Source organism: Rhodanobacter humi, from assembly GCF_041107455.1.
GTDB lineage: Bacteria > Pseudomonadota > Gammaproteobacteria > Xanthomonadales > Rhodanobacteraceae > Rhodanobacter_A.
Map to the genome: position 1 here is coordinate 3,514,199 of NZ_JBGBPY010000001.1, position 22,203 is coordinate 3,536,401.

Sequence of the window (22,203 nt, forward strand, 5' to 3'; positions counted from 1 at the left end):
GGGGGAGAGGGAGTCAGCCCGCGTCGCGCTCGACGTCCTCGCGCCCGCCGGGGTTCCAGTGGAACACCTCGTCCAGCCGCTTGCCGAACACGTCGGCAATCCGGAACGCCACTTCCAGCGAGGGCGAGTAGCGGCCCTGTTCGATCGCGGCGATGGTTTGGCGCGTGAGGCCCACGCGCCGGCCCAGTTCGGCCTGGGTCATGTCCTGCGCGAGGAAACGCAGCAGGCGCACTTCGTTGGTGAGCGACTCAGTGGGCAAGGCGAGGCGTCCCGCGGTAGCCCGCCACGATCAGCGCGTAGCGCACCGTCTCGGCCAGCACGATCGCGAACAGCGCGGTGTTGGTGAGCTTCCAGCCGCTGTCGCTGAAGGGCATCACCACGCCGACCACGATCATGCCGGTCAGCATCACGAAGTAGGCGGTGCGGGTGGCGCGTCCGTCGATGGCGCGGTCGCGCTCGTCCAGCAGCAGCGGCTCGCCGCGCTCCTGCCGCTTCATCCACAGCAGGCCGATCACGTAAGCGATGGCGTGCACGCCGGCGACGACGGCGAGGCAGGCGATGCGCTGCTGGAACGTGGTCAGCCAGTTCGGCCAGACGGCCTGGACCAGGAAATAGACGAGGTAAGGCGGGCACTGGCTCCACAAGGTCAGCCAGGCGCGTTTTTCCAGTGACGACATGATGCTTCCCCATTGAGTTCGCTGTGGCGAACCCAATGTTCGATATTTTTTACATCATGTCAAGATAAATAACCTTTCCAAGCAAGTGATGTGATCGGCTCACGCTCGGACGTGACGGGCAAGCGTCACGTGGGTGGCCGCTGCGGTGGCCACATGCTCGACCACGCGGAAGCCCAGCGCCGGCAAATCCAGTCCCGCGAACAGGGCCTCGCCCCGGCCCAGCACCACCGGGGAGATCGCGAAATGCAGCTCGTCCACCAGGCCTGCCTGCAGGTACTGGCGCACCGTGCTCACGCCGCCGCCGATCTTCACGTCTTTGTCGCCGGCCGCGGCGTGCGCCTGCGCCAGCGCCGCCTCGATGCCTTCGGTGACGAAATGGAAGGTGGTGCCGCCCGCCATCGGGATCGGTTCGCGCGGGTGCCGGGTGAGCACGAAGGTGGGCGCGTGGTAGGGCGGGTCTTCGCCCCACCAGCCTTTCCAGCCATCGTCCGGCCACGGCCCGCGTTGTGGGCCGAACATGTTGCGCCCGAGGATGAAGGCGCCGAAGCCTGCCATGGCACGCGCCGCGTAGGCGTCGTCCACGTCCTGCGCGCCACCGGGCTGGCCGGTCATCGCATGGAACGTGCGGGTGCCGAAGTACCACTGGAACAGCTCCTTGCCGCGCTTGCCCAGCGGGTCGTCCAGGCTCTGCTCGACGCCTGCGCCGAAACCGTCGAGTGACAGCGAGAAACCGGCGACGCGAACCTTGCTCATGGGGATACCCGGGGTCGATGGCGTGTGCGCTTTGTATCGCGTACGGCCTTCCGAAGGCAAAACGGCGGGTTTTCGGAGCGCTCCGCGGCTTGTCGATCCGCCATGGCGCCGTTCGTCGTCCAGACGAGCGCCGCATGCCGCGGTGTCGATACCCACAGGAGATGACGCGATGCGATTCCTTTCGATGGTGCGGATCAACGAACGCGCTGGCCAGAAGCCCAATGCACAATTGATGGAAGACATGGGCAAGCTGATGGCCGAGATGACGGCGGCCGGTTCGCTGCTGGATACCGCCGGCCTGCAGCCCACGACCGAAGGCAAGCGCATGCGCCTGTCGCGTGGCCGGCAGACGGTGATCGACGGCCCTTTCACCGAGGCGAAGGAGGTGGTGGCCGGCTATGCGATGCTGCAGGCCGCTTCGATGGACGAAGCGCTGGAGCTTACCCGTCGCTTCCTTGCCGTGCATGGCGAGGAATGGGAAATCGAGTGCGAGGTGCGGCAGGTGATGGAGCATTGCGCCGAGGCGGCGTGAGTCGCGGCCATCATCGCTCGACGAGGCGTTTCAGGCGCGCCAGTGCCTGGTCCCACTGCGCCGCGATCGCGTCCAGCGCGCGGCGCGCCTCGGCAAGCCGCGACGGTTCCAGTTCCCAGAGCCGCTCGCGTCCCTGCCAGTCGTTGCGCACCAGTCCGGCATCCGCCAGCACCTGCAGGTGCTTGGTGACGGCCTGGCGGGTGATCGCGGTGCCGGCGGTGAGCTGCGCGATCGACAGTGCGCCGCCGGCGCACAGTGCGGCGAGCAGGCGTAGCCGGGTCGGGTCGCCGAGCGCGGCGAACACCGGCGCGCTCTTCTGCCAGGCAGGTTGCTTCGGCATGGCGTGCTCAGTGCCGGGCCAGGTAGTTCTGGATGTTCCGCATCTGCTCGTCCCAGCCGCCGCTGTTCATGCGATAGGCCTCGGCACGGCGCGCCAGCGGGACGCGGTCGAAACCGGATTCGACGAGGCGCAGCAGGATGCCGTCGGCATGCTCTTCCAGCGCGAATTCCACCAGCGTGGTCGGCTCCTGCGTGTAGTCGACGGCGGGATCGACCGCGTAGGGATGCCAGCGGTACGCGAAGCGCTGCTCGGGTTCGATCCGTTCGATCTGCATCTCGCACACCAGGTGTTCGTAGCCGGGGTAGGTGATGTGGCCGTGCGTGGTTTCGCCGACGACGAAGCGCTGGCCCTTCAGGTTCACGCCGAACCAGTCGCCGAAGGACTCGGCGTCGACGAGGGCGTGCCAGACCTTGCCGCGCGGGGCCGCAAGGAGGATCTGGCGTTCGATGCGGTCGCTGTTTGCGCTGGTGCTCATGGGAATTCTCCGTGGCCGGTAAAAGGCAACCTTGAGGTTGCATGTTGGAGCGGTTCCTGGAGAAATGCAACTTTCAGGTTGCGTGATCGCCAAGGCCGGCGTATGGCGGAATTGGCGCACGGACGCAGCAATAATCGTCCATTCCTGCGCTCGCGGCACGGGTGTCTTGCATGCGGCGGGTTGATTTCAGAACCCATTGGTTTAATATTGCCAGCCCCAGTGATTCCGCACGTTGGCGCGCCGTCCGCGGCGCTTTCGGCTCCGTCCCCGCATCTTCATCGAGGTTCTGCCATGACGTCCCGCCTGTTCGGTACGGCGCTGGTGCTCGGCCTGCTGTCAGCCGTCGGTCCGTTCGCCATCGACATGTACCTGCCTGCACTGCCAGGCATCCAGCGCGGACTGCACACCGACGTGGACGCGGCGCAGATGAGCCTGATGGCGTTCTTCGCGGCGATCGCGGCGGGCCAGGTGATCTACGGGCCGCTGTCGGACATGCTGGGGCGCAAGCCGCCGATCTACTTCGGCCTGTGCCTGTTCGCCGTAGCCAGCATCGGCTGCGCGCTGGCGCCGGACATCCACAGCCTGATCGCCTGCCGTTTCGTGCAAGGTCTGGGCGCCTGCGCGGGCATGGTGATCCCGCGCGCCATCGTGCGTGACATGCACACCGGCACCGAGGCGGCGCGGCTGATGGCGCTCTTGATGCTGGTGTTCAGCGTGTCGCCGATCCTGGCGCCGCTGACCGGCAGCCTGGTGATCCGGCTGGCGAGCTGGCGCGGCATCTTCTGGGTGGTGGCGGCTGCGGCGGTGCTGGGCCTCGCGCTGGCGGTGTTCGTGCTGAAGGAGACGCGCACGAAGACGCAGCGGATGGAAAGCAGCCTGCGCTCGGCGCTGGTTTCCTACCGCACGCTGCTGCGCGACCGGCCGTTCCTGGGGCTGGTGTTCATCGGCGCGTTCGGCATTTCCAGCTTCTTCACCTACCTCGCCAATTCTTCCTTCGTGCTGATCGAGCACTACGGGCTCACGCCGACGCAGTACAGCCTGGCGTTCTCGGTGAACGCGGTGTCCTTCATCGGCGCGGCGCAGTTCACCGGCCGGCTGGGCGAGCGTTACGGCCTGCGCCGGGTGGTACGCAGCGCGGTGACGGGTTATGCCGCCACGATGCTGGCGTTGTTCGGTCTGGTCGCTGCCGGCATGGATCGGCTGGACCTGCTGATGGCGCTGCTGTTCGTGGGCTACGGCTTCCTCGGCCTGGTGATCCCGACCACCGCAGTGCTGGCGCTGGACCGGCACGGCCCGATCGCGGGTACCGCCTCGGCGCTGATGGGCACGCTGCAGTTCGTCACCGGCGCATTGGTGATCGCGGTGGTGGGGCGCTTCCTCGACGGCAGCGCCTTGCCGATGGTGGGCGGCATCGCCGGTTGTTCGGTGGTCGCGTTCCTGCTGGCGCGGGTTACGCTGCGCCGGGACGACGAGCCCACCATGGATGGCGTGGCGGTGGAGCAGGTCTGATGTGTGCCGTCGTCCCGGCGCAGGCCGGAATGACGGCAAGAAGAACAAGCGGTGATTGTCTTTCACCTGTCGAACGCGGAGGCACGCATGAATGCAGTGGCACAGACGGCGAGCGACGACATCCTCGTCGTGCGCGGGCTGGACAAGGTGTACCCCGGCGGCTTCCAGGCGCTGAAACCGATCGACCTCACGATTCGCCGCGGCGAGATCTTCGCGCTGCTCGGCCCGAACGGCGCGGGCAAGACCACGCTGATCAGCATCATCTGCGGCATCGTCAACCTCGGCGCCGGCAGCATCACGGTGGACGGCCACGACATCGTGCGCGACTGGCGCGCCAGCCGCTCGCTGGTCGGCCTGGTGCCGCAGGAGCTGAAGACCGACGCGTTCGAGACGGTGTGGAACACGGTGCGCTTCAGCCGCGGCCTGTTCGGCAAGGCGCCGGACGACGCCTACATCGAGCGGCTGCTGAAGGAGCTGTCGCTGTGGGACAAGCGCGACAACAAGATGCTGATGCTCTCCGGCGGCATGAAGCGGCGCGTGATGATCGCCAAGGCGCTGTCGCACGAGCCGCGGCTGCTGTTCCTCGACGAGCCCACCGCGGGCGTGGACGTGGAGCTGCGCCGCGACATGTGGGCGATGGTGCGGCGGCTGCGCGAGAGCGGCGTCACCATCGTGCTCACCACGCACTACATCGAGGAGGCCGAGGAAATGGCCGACCGCGTGGGCGTGATCAACAAGGGCGAGCTGATCGTGGTGGAGGAGAAGGCCGCGCTGATGCACAAGCTCGGCCGCAAGCAGCTGCGCCTGCAATTGCATGATCCGCTGGACAAGGTGCCCGACGCGCTGGCGCCGCACCGGCTGGAACTGGCCGCGGGCGGCAACGAGCTGGTCTACAACTACGACACGCAAGGTGAGCGCACCGGCATCACCGCGCTCTTGGCCGACCTGGCCGCGGCCGGCATCCGCTTCCGCGACCTCAGTACGCGGCAGGACACGCTGGAGCAGATCTTCCTGCAACTGGTGAAGGAGGGCGCATGAACTGGTACGGCATCCGCGCGATCTACCGCTTCGAAATGGCCCGCACCGGGCGCACCCTGATGCAGAGCATCGCCTCGCCGGTGGTGTCCACCTCGCTGTATTTCGTGGTGTTCGGCTCGGCGATCGGCTCGCGCATCACCAGCGTGGAAGGGGTCAGCTACGCGGCCTTCATCATCCCCGGCCTGGTGATGCTGTCGCTGCTGATGCAGAGCGTCTCCAACGCCTCGTTCGGCATCTATTTCCCGAAGTTCGTGGGCACCATCTACGAGGTGCATTCGGCGCCGCTGTCGTTCCTGGAGATCGTGCTGGGCTACGTGGGCGCGGCCGCCACCAAGGCGGTCATCGTGGGGCTCATCATCCTGGCCACGGCGCGCGTCTTCGTGGACTACTCGATCGCGCATCCGCTGGTGATGATCGCCTTCCTGCTGCTCACCACGATCACCTTCAGCCTGCTCGGTTTCATCATCGGCATCTGGGCGGACAACTTCGAGAAACTGCAGGTGGTGCCGCTGATGGTGATCACGCCGCTGACCTTCCTCGGCGGCAGTTTCTACTCCATCCACATGCTGCCGCCGTTCTGGCAGAAGGTGACGCTGTTCAATCCGGTGGTGTACCTGATCTCGGGTTTCCGCTGGAGCTTCTTCGATCTGGCCGACGTGAGCGTGGGCATCAGCCTTGCCGCCACCCTGGGCTTCCTCGCGCTGTGCCTGGCCGCGGTATGGTGGATCTTCCGGACCGGCTACAAGTTGAAGGTCTGAGGCGGCACTGAACGATTCGGCCGCGCGCGAGTCGAATCCGGATCGGGACGATGGCGTGGAGGTGAAGGGTGACGTATCGGCGCAAATCGGGCAGCAGCGGCTGGGTGCCCGCGGTGATCGTGGTGGCGGTCATCGTGGCGGTGGGTGCCTGGGTGGCATGGCGCGCCACGCAGCCGAATGCAGGCGCCGGGCCGGCATCGGCGTCCACCGCGGCCACTGCCAGCACGACGGCGCCGCCCCCGGCGGCCGGCATCCAGCACCCGATCGCGCAGGCTTCGGTACCGGCCCCCGCTTCCACCGCACCGCTGCCCGCGCTGGGCGACAGTGATGCCAGCGTGCGTTCGGCGCTGGTCGCGCTGGGCGGCGACGGGCTGAAGGATCTGCTGCTGCCGCAATCCGTCGTGAACCACATCGTGGCCACCGTCGACGCATTGCCGCGGCACGAACTGGGCAGCAGCTTCATCCTGCCGCTGCACACGCCGCGCGGCGCGTTCCGGGTCGGCGAGACCCAGGGCATCCTCACCGCCGATGCGCGCAACGCCGAGCGCTACGCGCCCTACATGGCCATCGTGCAGCACGCCGACCCGCAGGCGCTGGTGGCGTGGTACGTGCACAGCTACCCGCTGTTCCAGCAAGCCTGGCGCGAACTGGGTTATCCCAAGGGCTATTTCAACGACCGGCTGATCGTGGCGATCGACGACATGCTGGCCGCGCCCATGCCGGCGCAACCGCCCGCGCTGCAGTTGGAGAAGGGGCGTTACGTCTACGTCGATCCCGCGCTGGAATCGCTGTCGGTGGGGCAGAAGCTGATGCTGCGAGTGGGTCCGGCCAACGAGACCGAACTCAAGGCGAAGCTGCGCACGATCCGTGACCTGCTGACGGCACGGCCGCCATCGACCGCGCCGGCGCATTGACGAGCCGGTTCGTCGAACTTAGTCGACCTCGCACAGCTGAGCGCGACGTGCATCCTCGTCGGCGCGGCGCGAGTGCGTTTCCGAAAGCCACGACACCAGCGCGGGCGCCGTCACGGGCGGACGCTGCGGTGTCGGTACGACGGGAGTCTTTCCGGCGAGCATCCGTGCGACCCTCGATACTCCGCGTTCCACTGCGGAGCGGGTCAGCGGCATGTGCATGCTTCACCCCTCGGCCGCCCCTGTGCGGCCGTCGGGCGCACTTTAATCGCATTCACGTGGCCTGCACAATTGCCGCTAGCCGGCTGTGCGCGCCATCGCATGCTGCGGTGCATGAGCCAGCGCCGGCCTTCCGGGTGAGCGCAAGCTGTGGAAAGTGCGCTGCGGGCAGGCAGAATCGGCATTCCCGGTGACGAGCACCCCATGAATCACCCGCACGCATCGCAGCATGACCTGTTCGGCGGCGGGCACGTGCCCGCCCCGACCATCCATCGCCTGTTTCTGGCGTTGCTGCCGGATGAGCATGTACGTGCCGCGCTGGCGCAGACGGCGGCCAGCTTGCGGGCCCGGCCGGGGGCGGGTGCCGGTTGGGTGGACCCATTGCGCTACCACGTCACGGTGCATTTCCTGGGTGACCACGCGTCGCCGCGCCCCGATCTCGTCGCGGCGACGGAACGTGTCGCCGGCTTGGTGCGCGGCGCGGCCTTCGACTGGACGCTGGACCGCGTGCGCAGCTTCCACGGCCGGCGTCCGCCGCGGGTGCTGTGCGGCAGCGTGTCACCCGAGCCCTTGCAGGCCTTGTGGGTGCACTGGCGCGAAGCCTTGCTGCGCACGGTGCCGGGGCTGCGGCTGGAGAACCGCTTCGTGCCACACGTCACGCTGGCCTATGGCCGCGAGTTGCTGCCGGAGACGGAGGTCGAACCCGTGCACTGGCGGGTGAGCGGGATCGCGCTGATCCAGAGCGTGGTGGGGCAGCACGATTACCGCACGCTGGCGAGTTGGCCGCTGCAGGATTAAGAGCCTGTTCACGGCCTCCACATAGCCCGCGTTGCCTTGCCATGGCCGTCAGGTGGTAGTGCGTGGCGCAGCGCCTGCCTGGCTGGCAGGTCAAGCCGCGCGCTGCCGCATGGTGGCCATGGCAAGGCAACCCCTGCACCCATCAATTTCGGGGCCGGGCCTGTTTGCCCGCATCCCTGCGTTACCACTCGGTCGTGGACGGACGTCCACTTCCTCGTTCTTCCTTGGCCTGCGCGCAAACCGCTTCCGGCGCGGGCCATGTGGAGGCCGTGAGCAGGCTCTGCGCCACAAGTCATGGCCGCGCCGTGTGCCGATCGGGCGCACAATGTGCCTTCCCCTCGCTGAAAACGGAGTTCGTCATGCGTCCGACCGTTCTTGCCGCGTTGCTCGTGTTCTCCTTTCCCGCCGTGCCGGCCATGGCCGCGCCGTCCGGCAGCCAGGCCGTGCCTGCCTATGTCACCGCCGCGATCAACGACCCCGCGCGCGCCGCCGACCACCATGACGATGCGCGTCGCCAGATCGCCGCAGTGATGACGTTCGCCCAGGTGAAGCCGGGCGACACGGTGGTCGAACTGGTGCCTGCCAGCGGCTACTGGACGCGGGTGTTCAGCGCCATCGTGGGTCCCAAGGGCCACGTCTACACCGTGTGGCCGGACGAGATGGCGAAGTACTCGGCCAAGGACTACGCGAACTGGCAGCAGCTGATCACCACGCCGCACTACGAGAACGTCAGCCTGCTCAAGCAGGCCGCCGCCCGGTTCAGCGTGCCGGCCAAGGCCGACCTGGTGTTCACCGCGCAGAACTACCACGACTACCACGACCCGTTCATGGGGCCGGTGGACATGGCGAAGTTCGACAAGCAGGTCTTTGACGCGCTGAAGCCCGGCGGGGTGTTCGTGGTGATCGACCACGTGGCGCCGGCCGGCTCCGGGCTGGCCGACACCGACACCTTGCATCGCATCGACCCCGCGGTGGTGAAGAAGGAAGTCGAGGCCGCCGGCTTCGTGTTCGACGGCGAAAGCCATGCGCTGCGCAATCCGGCCGACCCGCACACCAACAAGGTGTTCGACAAGTCGATACGCGGCCACACCGACCAGTTCATCTACCGCTTCCGCAAGCCGAAGTAACCGGTTGCCGGGCGCCTCGAACCGCGAGGCAGCCCGCGGGCCACGGGCCCGCACGCAGGCCGATCACGTGGTGATCGGCCTGCGGAGCCCGATCCGGCCGAAGGTCGTATCGGGCGAGTCCTGGAAGTGCAGGACTGCACTTCCAGGACATCAGGAAACGGGTTTTGCAGCCTGTTGGATGCCGCGAGCTACCATCGCGTCATGCACACGCTGCGTTTCGACAATCGCTTCCTCCGCGAACTTCCCGGCGACCCCTCCGACGCGCCTGGTCCGCGTGAAGTAACGGGCGCCTGCTACTCGCGAGTCACGCCCACGCCGGTGGCCGCGCCGCGCTTGCTGGCGTATTCGCAGGAGATGGCCGCCGCGCTAGGCTTTGACGCCGGGGAACTCGCGAGCGATGCCTTCGCGCAGGTGTTCGGCGGCAACGCGCTGCTGCCCGGCATGCAGCCCTGGGCGGCGAACTATGGCGGCCACCAGTTCGGCGTGTGGGCGGGCCAGCTGGGCGACGGCCGCGCGATCTCGCTGGGCGAAGCGGTCGCATCGAACGGCGAACGCTGGGAGCTGCAACTCAAGGGCGCCGGCCCCACGCCGTACTCGCGCGGTGCCGACGGCCGTGCGGTGCTGCGTTCCTCGATCCGCGAATTCCTGTGCAGCGAGGCGATGCATCACCTCGGCATCCCCAGCACGCGTGCGCTGTGCCTGCTCGGCACCGGCGAGGACGTGGTGCGCGACCTGCTCTACGACGGCCATCCGCGTGCGGAGCCGGGTGCCATCGTCTGCCGCACGTCGCCGTCCTTCATCCGCTTCGGCAGCTTCGAATTGCCCGCGTCGCGCGGTGACATCGACCTGCTGCGGCAGCTGGCGGACTTCACCATCCGTCGCGATTTTCCCCATCTCGCGGGACAGGGCGAAACGCTGTACGGCGACTGGTTCGGCGAGGTTTGCGTGCGCACCGCGCACCTGATGGCCGACTGGATGCGCGTGGGCTTCGTGCATGGGGTGATGAATACCGACAACCTGTCCATCCTCGGCCTCACCCTGGACTACGGCCCCTACGGCTGGATCGACGACTACGATCCGGACTGGACGCCGAACACCACCGACGCGCATCGCCGTCGCTACCGCTACGGCCAGCAACCGAACGTGGCGTGGTGGAACCTGTCGCGTCTCGCCGCCGCGCTGGCGCCGTTGTTCGGCGACATCGCGCCGCTGCAGGCCGGGCTGGATCGCTACGTTGCGGTCTATACCGAAGTGGATCGTGCCAACACGGCCGCCAAGCTCGGCCTGGCCGCCTGCCGCGACGAGGACGTGGCGCTGATGCAGTCGCTGCAGGCCCTGCTGCACGAGGCCGAGGTGGACATGACGTTGTGGTTCCGCGGCCTTGCCGACTTCGATCCGCAGCGACCGGAACTGGAGCCGCTGCACGAGGCGTTCTACGACGAGGCGAAACGGCAGGCGCATGAACCGGCCTTCGCGGACTGGCTGGCGCGTTACGCGGCGCGCCTCGCCGACGACTCGCTGTCCACCACGGAGCGTCGCGCCCGCATGCGCGCCGCCAACCCGCGCTACGTGCTGCGCAACTACCTCGCGCAACAGGCGATCGAACGCGCGGAGCAGGGCGACAACGGTGGCATCCACGAATTGCTGGACGTGCTGCGCCATCCATACGAGGATCAGCCCGGCCGCGAGGCCTATGCACGCAAGCGACCCGACTGGGCGCGGCACAAGCCGGGTTGTTCGATGCTGTCCTGCAGTTCGTGAACGACAAGCGCGGCGCTTCGCGCGCTGCGTGCGTGTTTTGACTGCGCGTATCGATACGCATAGGCTATGCGCATCTCATGTTGCGAGGGAGCCGCCATGTCTCCGGTCTACGACATCGAAGCCTCCAAGCGGGCCGCCAACCTCAGCGTCAACGGGGATTTGCTCGACAAGGCCAGGGAGCATGGCATCAACCTCTCGGCCACGCTCGAGCAGGCCTTGGTCGAAGCGCTGAATGCAGCGCGGCGCGAACAATGGCTGACGGAAAACCGCAAGGCCATCGGCGCCTACAACGAGCACGTGGAAGCCATCGGCGTGTTCAGCGACGGCCAGCGGAACTTCTGATGCCGCAATTCGCCGTGCACCGGAATGCCAACCCGGCCACGCGCGCGGCCGTGCCATTGCTGCTGGATGTGCAAAGCGACCTGATCGCCGAACTGGGCACGCGGGTAGTGGTGCCGCTCTACACGGAGGCGGCGATGAAGGGAAAAACCATGAAGACACTCACCCCGGTGTTCGCGATCGGCGGCAAGTCATATGTCATGGTGACCCCGCAGTTGGCGGGTATCGCCAGCAAGCAGCTCGGTGTGCAGGTCGGCGATCTTTCCGCACAGCGCGACACCATCCTTGCGGCGCTGGACTTTCTGATTGCCGGTTTCTGATCAGCACGTCGGCTTGCTGGCGCGCACGATCCATACCCACGGGAACATCAGGAAACTGGGGCCGCGGCGATGCGCGTCGGCCAGGCCTTCGGCGCGCAGCGTGCGTGCATAGGCGGCGGTGCAACGGAAATCGAGCAAGGCCACGCGGCCGCCGGGTTTCAGCACGCGGGCGATCTCGCGCACGGCCTGCTCGCGGTCGGTTTCGGTGGGCAGATTGTGGATGGCGAGGCTGGCGACGACGACGTCGAAGCTGGCGTTGGGGTAGGGCAGCTGGCGCATGTCGCCGGTGTCGATATGCACGCGCTCCACGACGCCGGCGAGCTCGGCGTTGCGTTGCGTGACCGCGGCGGCATTGCCGCTCTGGTCGCGGGTGCTCCACAGGTCGATGCCGGTGGCGCGGCCTTGGGGCAGGTGTTGGGCGACTTCGAGCAACAGCATGCCGCGGCCGCAGCCCACTTCCAGCACCTGCTCGTCGCCGCGCAGGTTCAGCGAAGCGACCATCCGGCGCAGCAGCAGGCGCTTGCCGACCCGGCTGCTCAACGTCATCGCGATGGCTTCCAGGCACATCATCAAGCCGGTGAGCATCATGGCCCCGAGCACCGAGCGTGCCCCGCCGCTGGACGCCGTCGTCGGAAAACCATGGGTCAACACCATCGCCGCCAGCAACAGCGCCGGGCCGCCGAAGGCAAAACCCAGCACCAGCGTGGGCGCGTCGATGCCGAACCGCGGTTTGGCGTTGGCGTGGTGGCGTTCGATCTCGCGGGTGTTGCCCTGCATGGCGCGTACTCCGTGTGCCCGACCCGGCCATCTTCCCGGCGTGCAGGTACGGCGATCCAGTGACAGCTGTCACGCCGATGACATGCGGCGGCGCAAATCAGTGCGGAGCGGCCACCAACAAGCTGAAGCCGGTGACGGGCTTGCCGTGGCCGTGCGTGGCGGCGCCGACCATGAATACCTGGTGGGTCGACGAATCCAGCGCCAGCGTGCGCGCGCTGCGCATCGTGGGCACGCGCATCGCCTGTGCGTAGTGGTCGGCGTCGATCTGGTGGACCACGCCCAGCGAGCCTTCGCCGCTGGAAGCGAGCACATTGTGCAAGCCGGCATCGTAGGTCACCGCGTCGGGCGACTTGCCGATCGGCAACCTGGCCACCTGTTTGCCGTCGTCGGCATTCGTCACGATCATCCAGCCGTTGGCGCAGACCGAGAACAACCGATGGCCGACAGCATCTACTGCGAGGCCCGTCGGCCCCTTGCACGGCGCCAGCGGCCAGACGTGCTCGACCTTGCGCTCGCGCAGATTGACCTCAGCCAGCTGGCTCGATCCTTCGAGATTGACGTACAGCTTGCCCTTGCCATCGATAACGGGGAACTCGGGGTTGCTGCCCAACGCGATGGTGGCGACTTCCTTGCCGAGTTTCGTGTCGATGATGCTGATCTCGTTGCTGTCGCCATCCATCGCGAGCACGTCGCCGCTGGCCTCGTCGTAGATGATGGCATCGGGATCCCTGCCGCTGACGGGGATGGTGTCGACCACTTTCAGCGTCGCGAGGTCGACCACGCTGACGTCGTTGCCGCGGCCATTGCTCACGTAGGCGCGCTTGAGCGCAGGCGCCAGCGCCACGCCATGCGCATGCTGCATGCCGGGAATCTCGTCGACCAGCTTGCCGCTGTCGGCATCGACCACCATCACGCGGTTGTCGCGCGCGATGAACAGCCTGTGCGTGGCTTCATCGAGGCTCAGGTAGTCCCAGCCTCCGGCGCCGCCGAGTGCGACATGCCGCGTGACGGCGTAGCCGGTTCCGGTGGTGGCGGCAACCGAAAGCGAGGGCATGCCCACGACAGTCGCAAGCAGGAGAGTCCAGGTCGTTTTCTTCATTGCATCATCCTTCGATGGGATCGACAGCGGGGAATGGCCTCGCTGCCGGAGCGGCAAGGCTGGGTGAATTCTGCAGTACGAAATCCAATTGCACGCTTAGGCCGGGCGAGGCGTCGCCGAAGGCGAGTGCGGCGCCATGCAGGTCGGCCACGGCGGCGACCAGCGCCAGCCCGAGCCCGCTGCCGGGCGTGCTGCGCGCGGCGTCCAGCCGCACGAAGCGGCCGATCACGCGGCTGCGCGCTTCCGCAGGGATGCCGGGGCCGGCGTCGTCGAGCGTGACGCGGCAGCCGCTGGCTCGCCGCTCCAGCGCGAGCGCGACCGGTGTGCCCGGCGGCGTATGGCGCAAGCTGTTCTCGATCAGGTTGACGAACATCTGGGTGAGCAGCGCGTGGTCGCCGTGTATGCGGATGCCCTGGGCCAGTTGCGTGCGCAGCGGACGGCCCTGATCCTCCATCAGCGGCGCGTAGTCGCCGACGAGGCTGTCGAGCAGGCCGGAAAGATCCACCCGGCAGAATCCCGCGCGGCGCCGGCCGCTTTCGATCTGCGCGATCCGAAGCAGGGCGGCGAACGTCGCCAGCACATCGTCCACATCGGCCAGCGCGCGTTCGGCGGCCGATCGGAAGGTGGCCACGTCCGTCGCCGCGCGGGTGGCCGATTCCAGCCGCTGGCGCAGATGGGCAAGCGGTGTGCGCAAGTCATGCGCAATATCGTTGGAGACCTGGCGCACGCTCTCCATCAGGATCTGGATGCGTTCCAGCATGCCGTTGAGGGCTTGCGCCAGGCGATCGAACTCGTCGCCGCGGCCGCTGCCCGAGACGCGCACGCCGAGGTCGCCGGCGGCGATGCGTGCGGCGGCCGTGGCGACCGCCTCGACGCGCCGCAGGTAGCTGCGCGCGGTGAACACGCCGCCCAGCAGCGCCAGGAACACCGACGCGGCACCGGCCCACAGGAAGGCTTCCTGCAGCTCTTCGTCCAGCCGGTCGGCACTGCGCCGGTCGCGCCCCACCGCCAGGAGCCGCCCGTCATCGAGTCGGGCGGCGTGCACCAGCACGCCCAGGCTGGATGCCTGCCTGCCGCCGGCGAGCATGTCTTGCGTTTGCGTACTCCAGCCGGGTCGGCTCGGCGCCCGCGACAGGTCGCCCGCGACCCGATGCCCCGCGCCGTCGAAAAGCCCGTAGTACAGCGGTCCCTGGGGTGCCTGCGCGACCATGCCGGCGATCGCGTCCGCGCGGCTGCCGGCCGGCATCGCCTCGATCTCGCCGAATTCGTCGGCGATGGCGCGCTGCACCTGCGCCACGACGTAGTTGCGCACCGACCACCACGTGACCGCGAACAGCAGCAGGGCGACCAAGGCGAACAGGCCCGCCTGCAGCGCGCCCAGCCGGAAGGCCGAACTGCGCAGCAGGCGGGCCCGGATCGTGGTGGGCACGGAACCCGTCATCAAGACTCCGCTGTCGTGCGCAGCACATAGCCCACGCCGCGCAGCGTGCCGAGCAGTTCACCACCGGCGAAGCCGCGGTCGATCTTGCCGCGCAGGCGGCTGATGTGGGTTTCCACCACGCTGGTCTGGGGATCGAAATGGTATTCCCACACCTGCTCCAGCAGCATCGTCCGGGTCACCAGTTCGCCGGCATGCCGCATCAGGTATTCGAGCAGATGGAACTCGCGAGGCTGCAGGTCGATCAGCTTGCCGTCGCGGCGCACCTCGCGCCGGATCAGGTCCATCTCCAGGTCGGCGACGCGCAGGTGGAGCGCGACGGGCGCCGCGAGGGGCGGGCGCCGCGCCAGCGCGCCGATGCGCGCGACCAGTTCGGCGAACGCGAACGGCTTGGCGAGGTAGTCGTCGGCGCCCGCCTCGATGCCCTCGACGCGTGCATCCACCTCGCCGAGCGCCGTCAGCATCAGGACGGGCGTACTGATGTGGACCTCGCGCAGCGCGCGCAGCAGATCGAGGCCGTCCAGGCGCGGCAGCATGCGGTCGACCACCAGCACCTGATGGTTTCCTTCGCGGGCGCGACGCAGGCCGCCCAGGCCATCCTCGGCCTGGTCGACCACGTGGCCGAGTTCGCGCAGTCCCATGGCCACGTAGTCGCGGGTCTCGGCATCGTCCTCGATCAGCAGAATGTCCATCGCGGCTACCTGGTCGCCCTTGCCTGGTCCGGGGCACTTGCCCAGAAACACGTGTCAATCCAATGACAGCGGCGCGTGCCGCCCGATCAGAAACTGAAGCGGACTCCCGCCAGATAGGTCCGTCCGTAGAACTCGCGCTGGATGGGGCGGCTCGGGCTGCCCTGGTAGAACGCGTGCGGCGTGTCGAGCAGGTTCTTGGCCTGGACGTAGATGGTCCAGTCCTCCGGAAGCTCGTAGCTCGCGCTGAAGTCCATCGAGGTGCGCTGCGCGTTGTAGATGTCGCTGGAGCGATCGTTGCCGATGCCGAACAGGTCGGCCGACGCCGAGTAGGCGGCCAGGGCGAGCTTCAGCCCTGCGCGTTCGTAGAACAGCGTCGCGTTCCAGGTGTTTTTCGATGCCGACGGCAGCATCGAATACTCGCCGGGACGGATTTCGATGCGCGAGTTGACCCAGGTGTAGTTCAGGCCGGCGCCCAGGCCGCCCAGCCAGCCCGGCAGATTCCGGAACTTCTGCCGCCAGTTCAGTTCCAGGCCGCGGGCGTAGGAGGAGCCGACGTTCTTGAAGGTGAAGATGCGGAACGGCAGCGCGCCGCCGGGGTACAGGTTGGCGCTGGGCAGCGTCTGCGTGGTCTGGATCGGAACGATGTAGTCGGAGATTTCCTTGTCGAAGATGCCCGCCGACAGGATGCCCGCGTCCGGCAGGTACTTCTCGATGCTGAAGTCGAAGCTGTTGGCCGTCGCCGGCTTGAGGTTCGGGTTGCCGGTGGTGACCAGCCCCGAGCCGACGTCGACCGCGAGTGCGGGATTGGCCTGGTTGAAGCCGGGGCGGGCGATGGTGGAGGAATACGCGGCGCGCAGGATCAGCTCGGGCGCGAGCTCGTAGCGGAATTGCAGGCTGGGGAAGACATTGTGGTAGCTGTGGCGGGAGCTGATCGGATAGGCGAACGGATTGCCCGCCGCATCCACGCCGGCCGAGAACGCGTCGCTGTGGTTGCGCGTCTCCTCGAAGCGGACGCCGCCGAGTATCCCGAGCTTGCCGTAGCTGCCGCTGTACTGGCCGTAGGCGGCATAGATGTCCTCGTGCGAATCGAGGTATTGCTGCTGGCTGCTGGTCACGTCGCCGGGAGCGATCGCGCCGGGCCCGAAGATGCCTTGCAGCGCGCCGGGGATGATGTCCACGCCGTTCTGGTAGTGGCCGTCGTAATAGGTCTCGTAGCTGCCGCCGGACACCGCCGCGAGCGGCAGCGGCGGCAAGTTGTCGTACGAGTACGGCTGCGCCGTCGTCCGCTTGTGTCGCTGCTGCATGCTCAAACCGAACTGCAGGTCCTGGTCGGTCAGGCTGCCCCAGTCGACCGGGGTCTTCGAGTTGACGGCGTACGACATCTCGCGGTCGAAGTTCCGGGCCTTGCCGTTGACGAAGCTGCTCAAGGTGTAGTTGGCCGGGTCGAGATAGCCCGGCACCCCGGAAACCGTGTACAGCGGAACGTGGCCCGGCCCGGCAGGGCTGTAGGTGATCGTCGGGGCCGAAGCGGGCGTGGAGGGCGGGTTGTAGGTGAAGCTGGAGTTGTAGTCGTACGGTTTCTTGTAGGTGCCCTCGACGTAGGCCACGTGATAGTCGAGCGTGGTTCCGGCCAGGGCAGGCAGCGTGTTCTCGCCGCCGAGCATGTAGAACCGTTCGCGCGAGGTTTCCTCCTCGTCGCGCAGCGACCGGGTGATGGCGCCGGGGACGGTCAGCGTGTCCAGCAGCGTGCCGTTCGCCAGCGCGGTGGTGTTGCCGTCGGCGGTCACGTCCATGAATTGGCGCTTGTAACGCTCGGTGTAGCCGGCGTCGAAAGCGCGGAAATACCACTGGTCGTTGTCGTCGGGCTGGTAACCGAGTTCGAGCGCGTAGCCGTGGCGGCGGCGATGCAATTCATAGTCACGCTGTTCGATGACGTTCACGGCCTGGTACGGGTGCGCGGCATCGTTGAAATAGGCGGGTTCGACGTCGTCGATGCCGCGCGAGTCGACATGGCCCGATGCCGTCAGCACGATCGAGAAGGGGCCGAACCGGCCGCCACCGGTCAGCGAGAAGTCGGAGAGCGGCTTGCTGCGCAGCGGTTCGTAACCCAGGCCGGCATTGCCCTGGAAGAACCAGCCCTGCTCGGCCGGGGCGGTTCTCGGCAGCACCTCGATGGTGCCGCCCAGCGCTTCGGCGTCCTGGTTGGGCAGGTTCGACTTGGTCACCCGGACGGCGCCGATGAAGCCGGTCGGTATGGAGTCCAGGGCGACGGCGCGGTAGCCGCCGAAGGGCGAGGCGTTGTTGGTCGGCATCAGGCGGACGCCGGCGTAGGTGGTGCTGTTCAGATCCGAATCGAAGCCGCGGATGTTGACGTAGCGCCCCTCGCCCTCGTCCGTCTCCATCATGATGCCGGGAATGCGGCGGACCGCCTCGGCGGTGTTGCTGTCCGGCAGCGCCTGGATCTGCGCTTCGGTGCGGATGTCGATCAGGTTGGGCGCATCCTTCTGCGTATCGCGCGCGACTTGTGCCGACGTGCGCGGGGCCACCACGTGGACGCCCTGCAGGTTCTTGACGGCGCCGTCCACCTCCGCTGCCGGTGCATCGGCAGCGGCGCTCTTGCCGTTTGCCGCGTCCGGCTTCGCGTCATCGCGAGCGGCACTCGGCTTGCCATCGTGGGCAGCCAGCGCAAAGGCGAAGACGTGCGTGGGCACACCGAAGGCACCGAGGCTCACGAGGGCGGTGGCGTTGAGTATGGCCTTGCGTAACTTCGCGCTGTGCATCGACTGGATCCTGGTGGGGGAAGGGCCGCCCGATCCGCCATGCGGCGGATGGGAATGCGGTTGACTTCACCCACGCTAGGCGCGGGAAATGACGCCTGGATTGCTGCGCACTTACCGATCGGTAAGGTTTGCGCAGGCAGGCCTTGCCCCCCGGTGAGGGGTCTGCCGACGGCTCAGGAGGGGCGGCGTGCGCCCAGCAGCACCAGCACTTCCTGCGCGCTGCGGATGCGTTCGCTGGCGCCGGGCAGGTCGAGGGTGATGCGCAGCTTGTCCTGGCCGTCCAGCTTGTACACGCGCGGCAGGCTCTGGATCAGCTTGATGATCGCCAGCGGGTCGACCTCGGGCTTGTCGCGAAACACGATGCGGCCGCCGTTGGCGCCGAAGTCCAGCTTGCGGATGCCCAGCGGCGTGGCCATCAGCTTCAGGCTGGACAGCGCGAACAAGGTCTTGGTCGGCTCGGGCAGCAGGCCGAAGCGGTCGATCATCTCCACCTGCAAGTCGCGCAGATGATCCTCGCTGCGTGCGCTGGCGATGCGCTTGTACAGCGTGAGGCGCGCATGCACGTCGGGCAGGTAGTCGTCGGGGATCAGCGCGGGCAGGTGCAGCTCGACTTCGGTTTCGTGTTCGCTGCTGAGATCGAAATCCGGCACCTTGCCGGATTTCAGTGCGCGCACGGCGCGATCGAGCAGCTCGGTGTAGAGGCCGAAGCCGATCTCCTGGATCTGGCCGGATTGTTCGTCGCCCAGCAGCTCGCCGGCACCGCGGATCTCCAGGTCGTGCGTGGCCAGGGTGAAGCCGGCGCCGAGTTCCTCCAGCGAGGCCAGTGCCTCCAGCCGCTTCTCCGCATCGGCGGTGATGGATTTCCTGTCCGGCACGATCAGATAGGCGTAGGCGCGGTGGTGCGAGCGGCCCACGCGCCCGCGCAGCTGGTGCAGCTGGGCCAGGCCGAAACGGTCGGCGCGGTCGATGACGATGGTGTTCGCTGTCGGAATGTCGATGCCGGTTTCGATGATCGTGGTGCACACCAGCACGTTGAATCGCTGGCGGTGGAAATCCGCCATCACGCGTTCCAGCTCGCGTTCGGGCATCTGGCCGTGGGCGATGCCGATGCGCGCCTCGGGAATCAGTTCCTCCAGTTCGCGCGCGCTGCGCTCGATGCTCTCCACCTCGTTGTGCAGGAAGTACACCTGGCCGCCGCGCGCCAGTTCGCGCTGGAACGCCTCGCGGATCGTGGCCGGATCCCAGGTGGAGATGAAGGTGCGCACGGCCATGCGATGCGCTGGCGGCGTGGTGATGAGTGACAGATCGCGCAGCCCGCTCATCGCCATGTTGAGCGTGCGCGGGATCGGAGTGGCGGTCATGGTGAGCAGGTCCACTTCCGCGCGCAGCTTCTTCAGCTGCTCCTTCTGGCGCACGCCGAAGCGCTGTTCCTCGTCCACCACCACGAGTCCCAGGTTCTTGAACTTGATGTCCGGCTGCAGCAGCTTGTGCGTGCCCACGATCACGTCGATGTGGCCATCGGCGAGCCGCTTCAGCGCCTCGTTCACTTCCTTCGTGGACTTGAAGCGCGAGAGTACGTCCACCTTCACCGGCCAGTCGGCGAAGCGATCGGCGAAGTTGCGGTAGTGCTGCTGGGCCAGCAAGGTGGTCGGCACCAGCACGGCGACTTGTTTGCCGGCGGTGGCGGCGGCGAAGGCGGCGCGCAGCGCGACCTCGGTCTTGCCGAAGCCCACGTCGCCGCAGATCACGCGGTCCATCGCGCGCGGCGCGGCGAGGTCGCGCAGCACGGCGTCGATCGCCTGTTCCTGGTCGGGCGTTTCCTCGAACGGGAAGCTGGCGCCGAATTCCTCCACCAGCTGGCGGTCGATGGACAGCGACTCGCCGCCGCGCGCCTCGCGCTGGGCGTAGATCGCCAGCAGTTCGGCGGCCACGTCGCGCACCTTTTCGGCGGCTTTCTTGCGCGCGCGTTCCCAGGCGTCGCCGCCCAGCGAGTGCAGTGGCGCCAGCTCCGGCGCGGTGCCGGAATAGCGGCTGACCAGGCCGAGCTGCGCCACCGGCACGTAGAGCTTGTCGCCCTTGGCGTACTCGATGACCAGGAACTCGCCCTCCATGCCGCCCAGCTCCATCGACAGCAGGCCCTGGTAGCGCCCCACGCCGTGGTCCACGTGCACGATGGGCGAACCGATCGACAGCTCGGTGAGGTCGCGGATGATTGCGTCGGGATCGCGCGCCGCGCCGCGGCGCCGGCGCCGTTCGCTGCGCACGCGCTCGCCGAACAGCTCGCGCTCGGTGAGCACGGTGAGCGCGGGTCTGGTCAGCGCAAAGCCCTGCTCCAGCGGGGCGATGGTGATGGCGAAGCGTGCCGCCTTTGCCGTTGTAGGAGCGGCTTCAGCCGCGATTCGCTGTTTCTCGGAAGAGGTCGCGGCTGAAGCCGCTCCTACGGGTGAGTTGGCAAGGAAGCCCTGCCAGCTCGCCACTGGCTCCGGCTTCAAGCCCGCACCCGCCAGCATCTCCAGCAGCGCTTCGCGCCGTCCCGCCGAATCGGCGGCCACCAGCACGCGGCCCGGATAGCTTTCGAGGAAATGCCGCAGCGAGGTGCCCGGTTCTTCGCCCTTGCGGTTGAGCGGCAGCTCGGGCGCCGGCTGCGTGCCGGCGTCCACCGCGTGCGCATGGCCCGGTTCCACCACTTCCACGCGCAGGCGCTTGTTGAGCTGCTCGCGCAGTTGTTCGGGCGACAGGTACAACTCGGCCGGCGGCAGCACCGGGCGCTCGATGTCGTGGGCGCGCTGGTCGTAGCGTTCGGCGGTCTGCGTCCAGAACGCCTCGCTGGCCTCGCCCGCGCCTTCGCCCAGCACGAACAGCGCGTCGCCGGCCAAATAATCAAAAAGTGTGGCCGTACCTGCATGCGGATCCTCCGCAACACCCCGCCCATCCATGTACGGACTCTTCGCAGGGAAGAACAGCGGCAGGTAGTACTCGATGCCGCCGGGCGTCACGCCTTCCTTCATGTCCTGGTACAGCGGGCAGCGGCGCACGTCGATCGGAAAGCGTTCGCGCAGCGCGTTGCGGAAGCCCTTGGCGGCTTCGTCGGTGAGCGGAAATTCGCGCGCGGGCAGCAGTTCCACCTTCTCCACCGTCTGCGCGGAGCGCTGCGTCTCCGGGTCGAAGCTGCGGATCGAGTCCACCTCGTCGTCGAACAGCTCGATGCGGTAGGGCTGGTCCGCGCCCATCGGGTAGATGTCGATCAGCGCACCGCGCACGGCGAAGTCGCCCGGCTCGGCCACCTGCGGCACGTTGCGGTAGCCGCTGGCTTCCAGCCGGCGTTGCTCGGTGGCGAGGTCGAACTTCTGCCCCTTCGCCACCATCAGCCCCGCGCCGGTGATGTGCGAGCGCGGCGCGATGCGCTGCATCAGCGTGGCCACCGGCACCACCAAGACGCCGCGCTTCACGCCGGGCAGCCGGTACAGCGTGGCGATGCGCTGCGAGACGATCTCCGGGTGCGGGCTGAACGCGTCGTAGGGCAGGGTTTCCCAGTCGGGGAAATGCAGCACCGGCAGCTCGCCGGCGAACAGGCGCAACTCATCCTCAAGCGCCGAGGCGCGCTGCGTGTCGCGCGTCACCGCTACCAGCAGGCCTTCGTGCGAACGCGCCGCCTCGGCCAGCAGCAGGGCGCGCGCGGAGCCGTGCGGCGGCGTCCAGTAACGGCGCTGTTTCGGGGTGGTGGGAAGCGGGGGATGCGGAATCGGAGCGGGCATGGACTCGTTGGCGCTGGGAGCGCGAACGTCGAGCCGCGCCAGGAAAGCGGCCAAGTGTAACGCGATGCGCCTTGGTCCCTCCCCGCGATGCCCGCAGGTCGGGAT

At 67.7% G+C, this 22,203-nt stretch carries 21 protein-coding genes; 10 read left to right on the top strand and 11 right to left on the bottom strand.

Annotation, left to right across the window (positions count from 1 at the left end):
* Positions 1–13 precede the first annotated feature (13 nt).
* The 3 genes from AB7878_RS15520 to AB7878_RS15530 form a co-directional block, all read right to left on the bottom strand.
* On the bottom strand, positions 14–259 hold the full coding sequence (locus tag AB7878_RS15520; RefSeq protein ID WP_369495226.1) for a helix-turn-helix transcriptional regulator: 246 nt from the start codon (positions 257–259) through the stop codon (positions 14–16).
* Entirely contained in the window at positions 249–677 is a 429-nt protein-coding gene (locus AB7878_RS15525) for a DUF2178 domain-containing protein (RefSeq protein WP_369495227.1), read from the bottom strand. Before AB7878_RS15525 ends, AB7878_RS15520 begins: the two co-directional genes overlap by 11 nt.
* Positions 678–776: 99 nt before the next feature.
* Positions 777–1,430 carry a dihydrofolate reductase family protein gene (locus AB7878_RS15530; protein WP_369495228.1) on the bottom strand — a complete coding sequence of 218 codons (654 nt, stop codon included), beginning with the start codon at positions 1,428–1,430 and terminating at the stop codon, positions 777–779.
* Positions 1,431–1,599: 169 nt separating this feature from the next.
* On the opposite strand from AB7878_RS15530, the gene AB7878_RS15535 reads away from it, so the two are divergent.
* On the top strand, positions 1,600–1,962 hold the full coding sequence (locus AB7878_RS15535) for a YciI family protein (protein ID WP_369495229.1): 363 nt from the start codon (positions 1,600–1,602) through the stop codon (positions 1,960–1,962).
* Positions 1,963–1,972: 10 nt separating this feature from the next.
* Here AB7878_RS15535 and AB7878_RS15540 read toward each other — a convergent pair whose 3' ends face one another.
* Together AB7878_RS15540 and AB7878_RS15545 are read right to left on the bottom strand one after the other, a co-directional pair.
* The gene (locus tag AB7878_RS15540) at positions 1,973–2,302 is read right to left on the bottom strand and encodes an ArsR/SmtB family transcription factor (protein WP_369495230.1); all 330 of its coding nucleotides are present in this window, start codon (positions 2,300–2,302) and stop codon (positions 1,973–1,975) included.
* Between the two features lie 7 nt (positions 2,303–2,309).
* Entirely contained in the window at positions 2,310–2,777 is a 468-nt protein-coding gene (locus AB7878_RS15545; RefSeq protein WP_369495231.1) for an SRPBCC family protein, read from the bottom strand.
* A gap of 291 nt (positions 2,778–3,068) precedes the next feature.
* On the opposite strand from AB7878_RS15545, the gene AB7878_RS15550 reads away from it, so the two are divergent.
* The 9 genes from AB7878_RS15550 (at position 3,069) to AB7878_RS15590 (ending at position 11,557) form a co-directional block, all read left to right on the top strand.
* Positions 3,069–4,286, top strand: a complete 1,218-nt coding sequence (locus tag AB7878_RS15550; RefSeq protein ID WP_369495232.1) for a multidrug effflux MFS transporter — start codon at positions 3,069–3,071, stop codon at positions 4,284–4,286.
* 87 nt (positions 4,287–4,373) lie between these two features.
* Positions 4,374–5,324 (top strand): ABC transporter ATP-binding protein, encoded by a 951-nt coding sequence (locus AB7878_RS15555; RefSeq protein ID WP_369495233.1) that lies wholly within the window; start codon positions 4,374–4,376, stop codon positions 5,322–5,324.
* On the top strand, positions 5,321–6,082 hold the full coding sequence (locus AB7878_RS15560; RefSeq protein ID WP_369495234.1) for an ABC transporter permease: 762 nt from the start codon (positions 5,321–5,323) through the stop codon (positions 6,080–6,082). Before AB7878_RS15555 ends, AB7878_RS15560 begins: the two co-directional genes overlap by 4 nt.
* A 68-nt stretch (positions 6,083–6,150) precedes the next feature.
* The gene (locus AB7878_RS15565; protein WP_369495235.1) at positions 6,151–6,996 is read left to right on the top strand and encodes a DUF3014 domain-containing protein; all 846 of its coding nucleotides are present in this window, start codon (positions 6,151–6,153) and stop codon (positions 6,994–6,996) included.
* 420 nt (positions 6,997–7,416) lie between these two features.
* On the top strand, positions 7,417–8,010 hold the full coding sequence (gene thpR / locus AB7878_RS15570) for an RNA 2',3'-cyclic phosphodiesterase (RefSeq protein WP_369495236.1): 594 nt from the start codon (positions 7,417–7,419) through the stop codon (positions 8,008–8,010).
* Positions 8,011–8,369: 359 nt separating this feature from the next.
* Positions 8,370–9,137, top strand: coding sequence for a class I SAM-dependent methyltransferase (locus AB7878_RS15575; RefSeq protein WP_369495237.1), 768 nt, complete (start codon positions 8,370–8,372; stop codon positions 9,135–9,137).
* A 201-nt stretch (positions 9,138–9,338) separates the two neighbouring features.
* Positions 9,339–10,898: a protein adenylyltransferase SelO gene (locus AB7878_RS15580; protein WP_369495238.1), complete on the top strand. Its 1,560-nt coding sequence runs from the start codon at positions 9,339–9,341 to the stop codon at positions 10,896–10,898.
* A gap of 96 nt (positions 10,899–10,994) precedes the next feature.
* The gene (locus tag AB7878_RS15585; RefSeq protein WP_369495239.1) at positions 10,995–11,240 is read left to right on the top strand and encodes a type II toxin-antitoxin system CcdA family antitoxin; all 246 of its coding nucleotides are present in this window, start codon (positions 10,995–10,997) and stop codon (positions 11,238–11,240) included.
* Positions 11,240–11,557, top strand: coding sequence for a CcdB family protein (locus tag AB7878_RS15590; RefSeq protein WP_369495240.1), 318 nt, complete (start codon positions 11,240–11,242; stop codon positions 11,555–11,557). Before AB7878_RS15585 ends, AB7878_RS15590 begins: the two co-directional genes overlap by 1 nt.
* Here AB7878_RS15590 and AB7878_RS15595 read toward each other — a convergent pair whose 3' ends face one another.
* The 6 genes from AB7878_RS15595 to mfd all read right to left on the bottom strand — a co-directional run bounded on the left by AB7878_RS15595 (position 11,558) and on the right by mfd (position 22,098).
* Positions 11,558–12,334, bottom strand: a complete 777-nt coding sequence (locus AB7878_RS15595; RefSeq protein ID WP_369495241.1) for a class I SAM-dependent methyltransferase — start codon at positions 12,332–12,334, stop codon at positions 11,558–11,560. It lies immediately after the preceding gene.
* A 97-nt stretch (positions 12,335–12,431) separates the two neighbouring features.
* The gene (locus AB7878_RS15600; RefSeq protein ID WP_369495242.1) at positions 12,432–13,433 is read right to left on the bottom strand and encodes a YncE family protein; all 1,002 of its coding nucleotides are present in this window, start codon (positions 13,431–13,433) and stop codon (positions 12,432–12,434) included.
* A gap of 4 nt (positions 13,434–13,437) precedes the next feature.
* The gene (locus AB7878_RS15605) at positions 13,438–14,874 is read right to left on the bottom strand and encodes a sensor histidine kinase (protein WP_369495243.1); all 1,437 of its coding nucleotides are present in this window, start codon (positions 14,872–14,874) and stop codon (positions 13,438–13,440) included.
* Positions 14,874–15,563 carry a response regulator transcription factor gene (locus AB7878_RS15610; protein WP_369495244.1) on the bottom strand — a complete coding sequence of 230 codons (690 nt, stop codon included), beginning with the start codon at positions 15,561–15,563 and terminating at the stop codon, positions 14,874–14,876. The genes AB7878_RS15605 and AB7878_RS15610 overlap by 1 nt, the downstream gene beginning before the upstream one ends.
* An 86-nt stretch (positions 15,564–15,649) precedes the next feature.
* Positions 15,650–18,343, bottom strand: coding sequence for a TonB-dependent receptor (locus tag AB7878_RS15615; RefSeq protein ID WP_369495245.1), 2,694 nt, complete (start codon positions 18,341–18,343; stop codon positions 15,650–15,652).
* Positions 18,344–18,516: 173 nt separating this feature from the next.
* Positions 18,517–22,098 carry a transcription-repair coupling factor gene (gene mfd, locus AB7878_RS15620; RefSeq protein WP_369495246.1) on the bottom strand — a complete coding sequence of 1,194 codons (3,582 nt, stop codon included), beginning with the start codon at positions 22,096–22,098 and terminating at the stop codon, positions 18,517–18,519.
* Between the last annotated feature and the right edge of the window lie 105 nt (positions 22,099–22,203).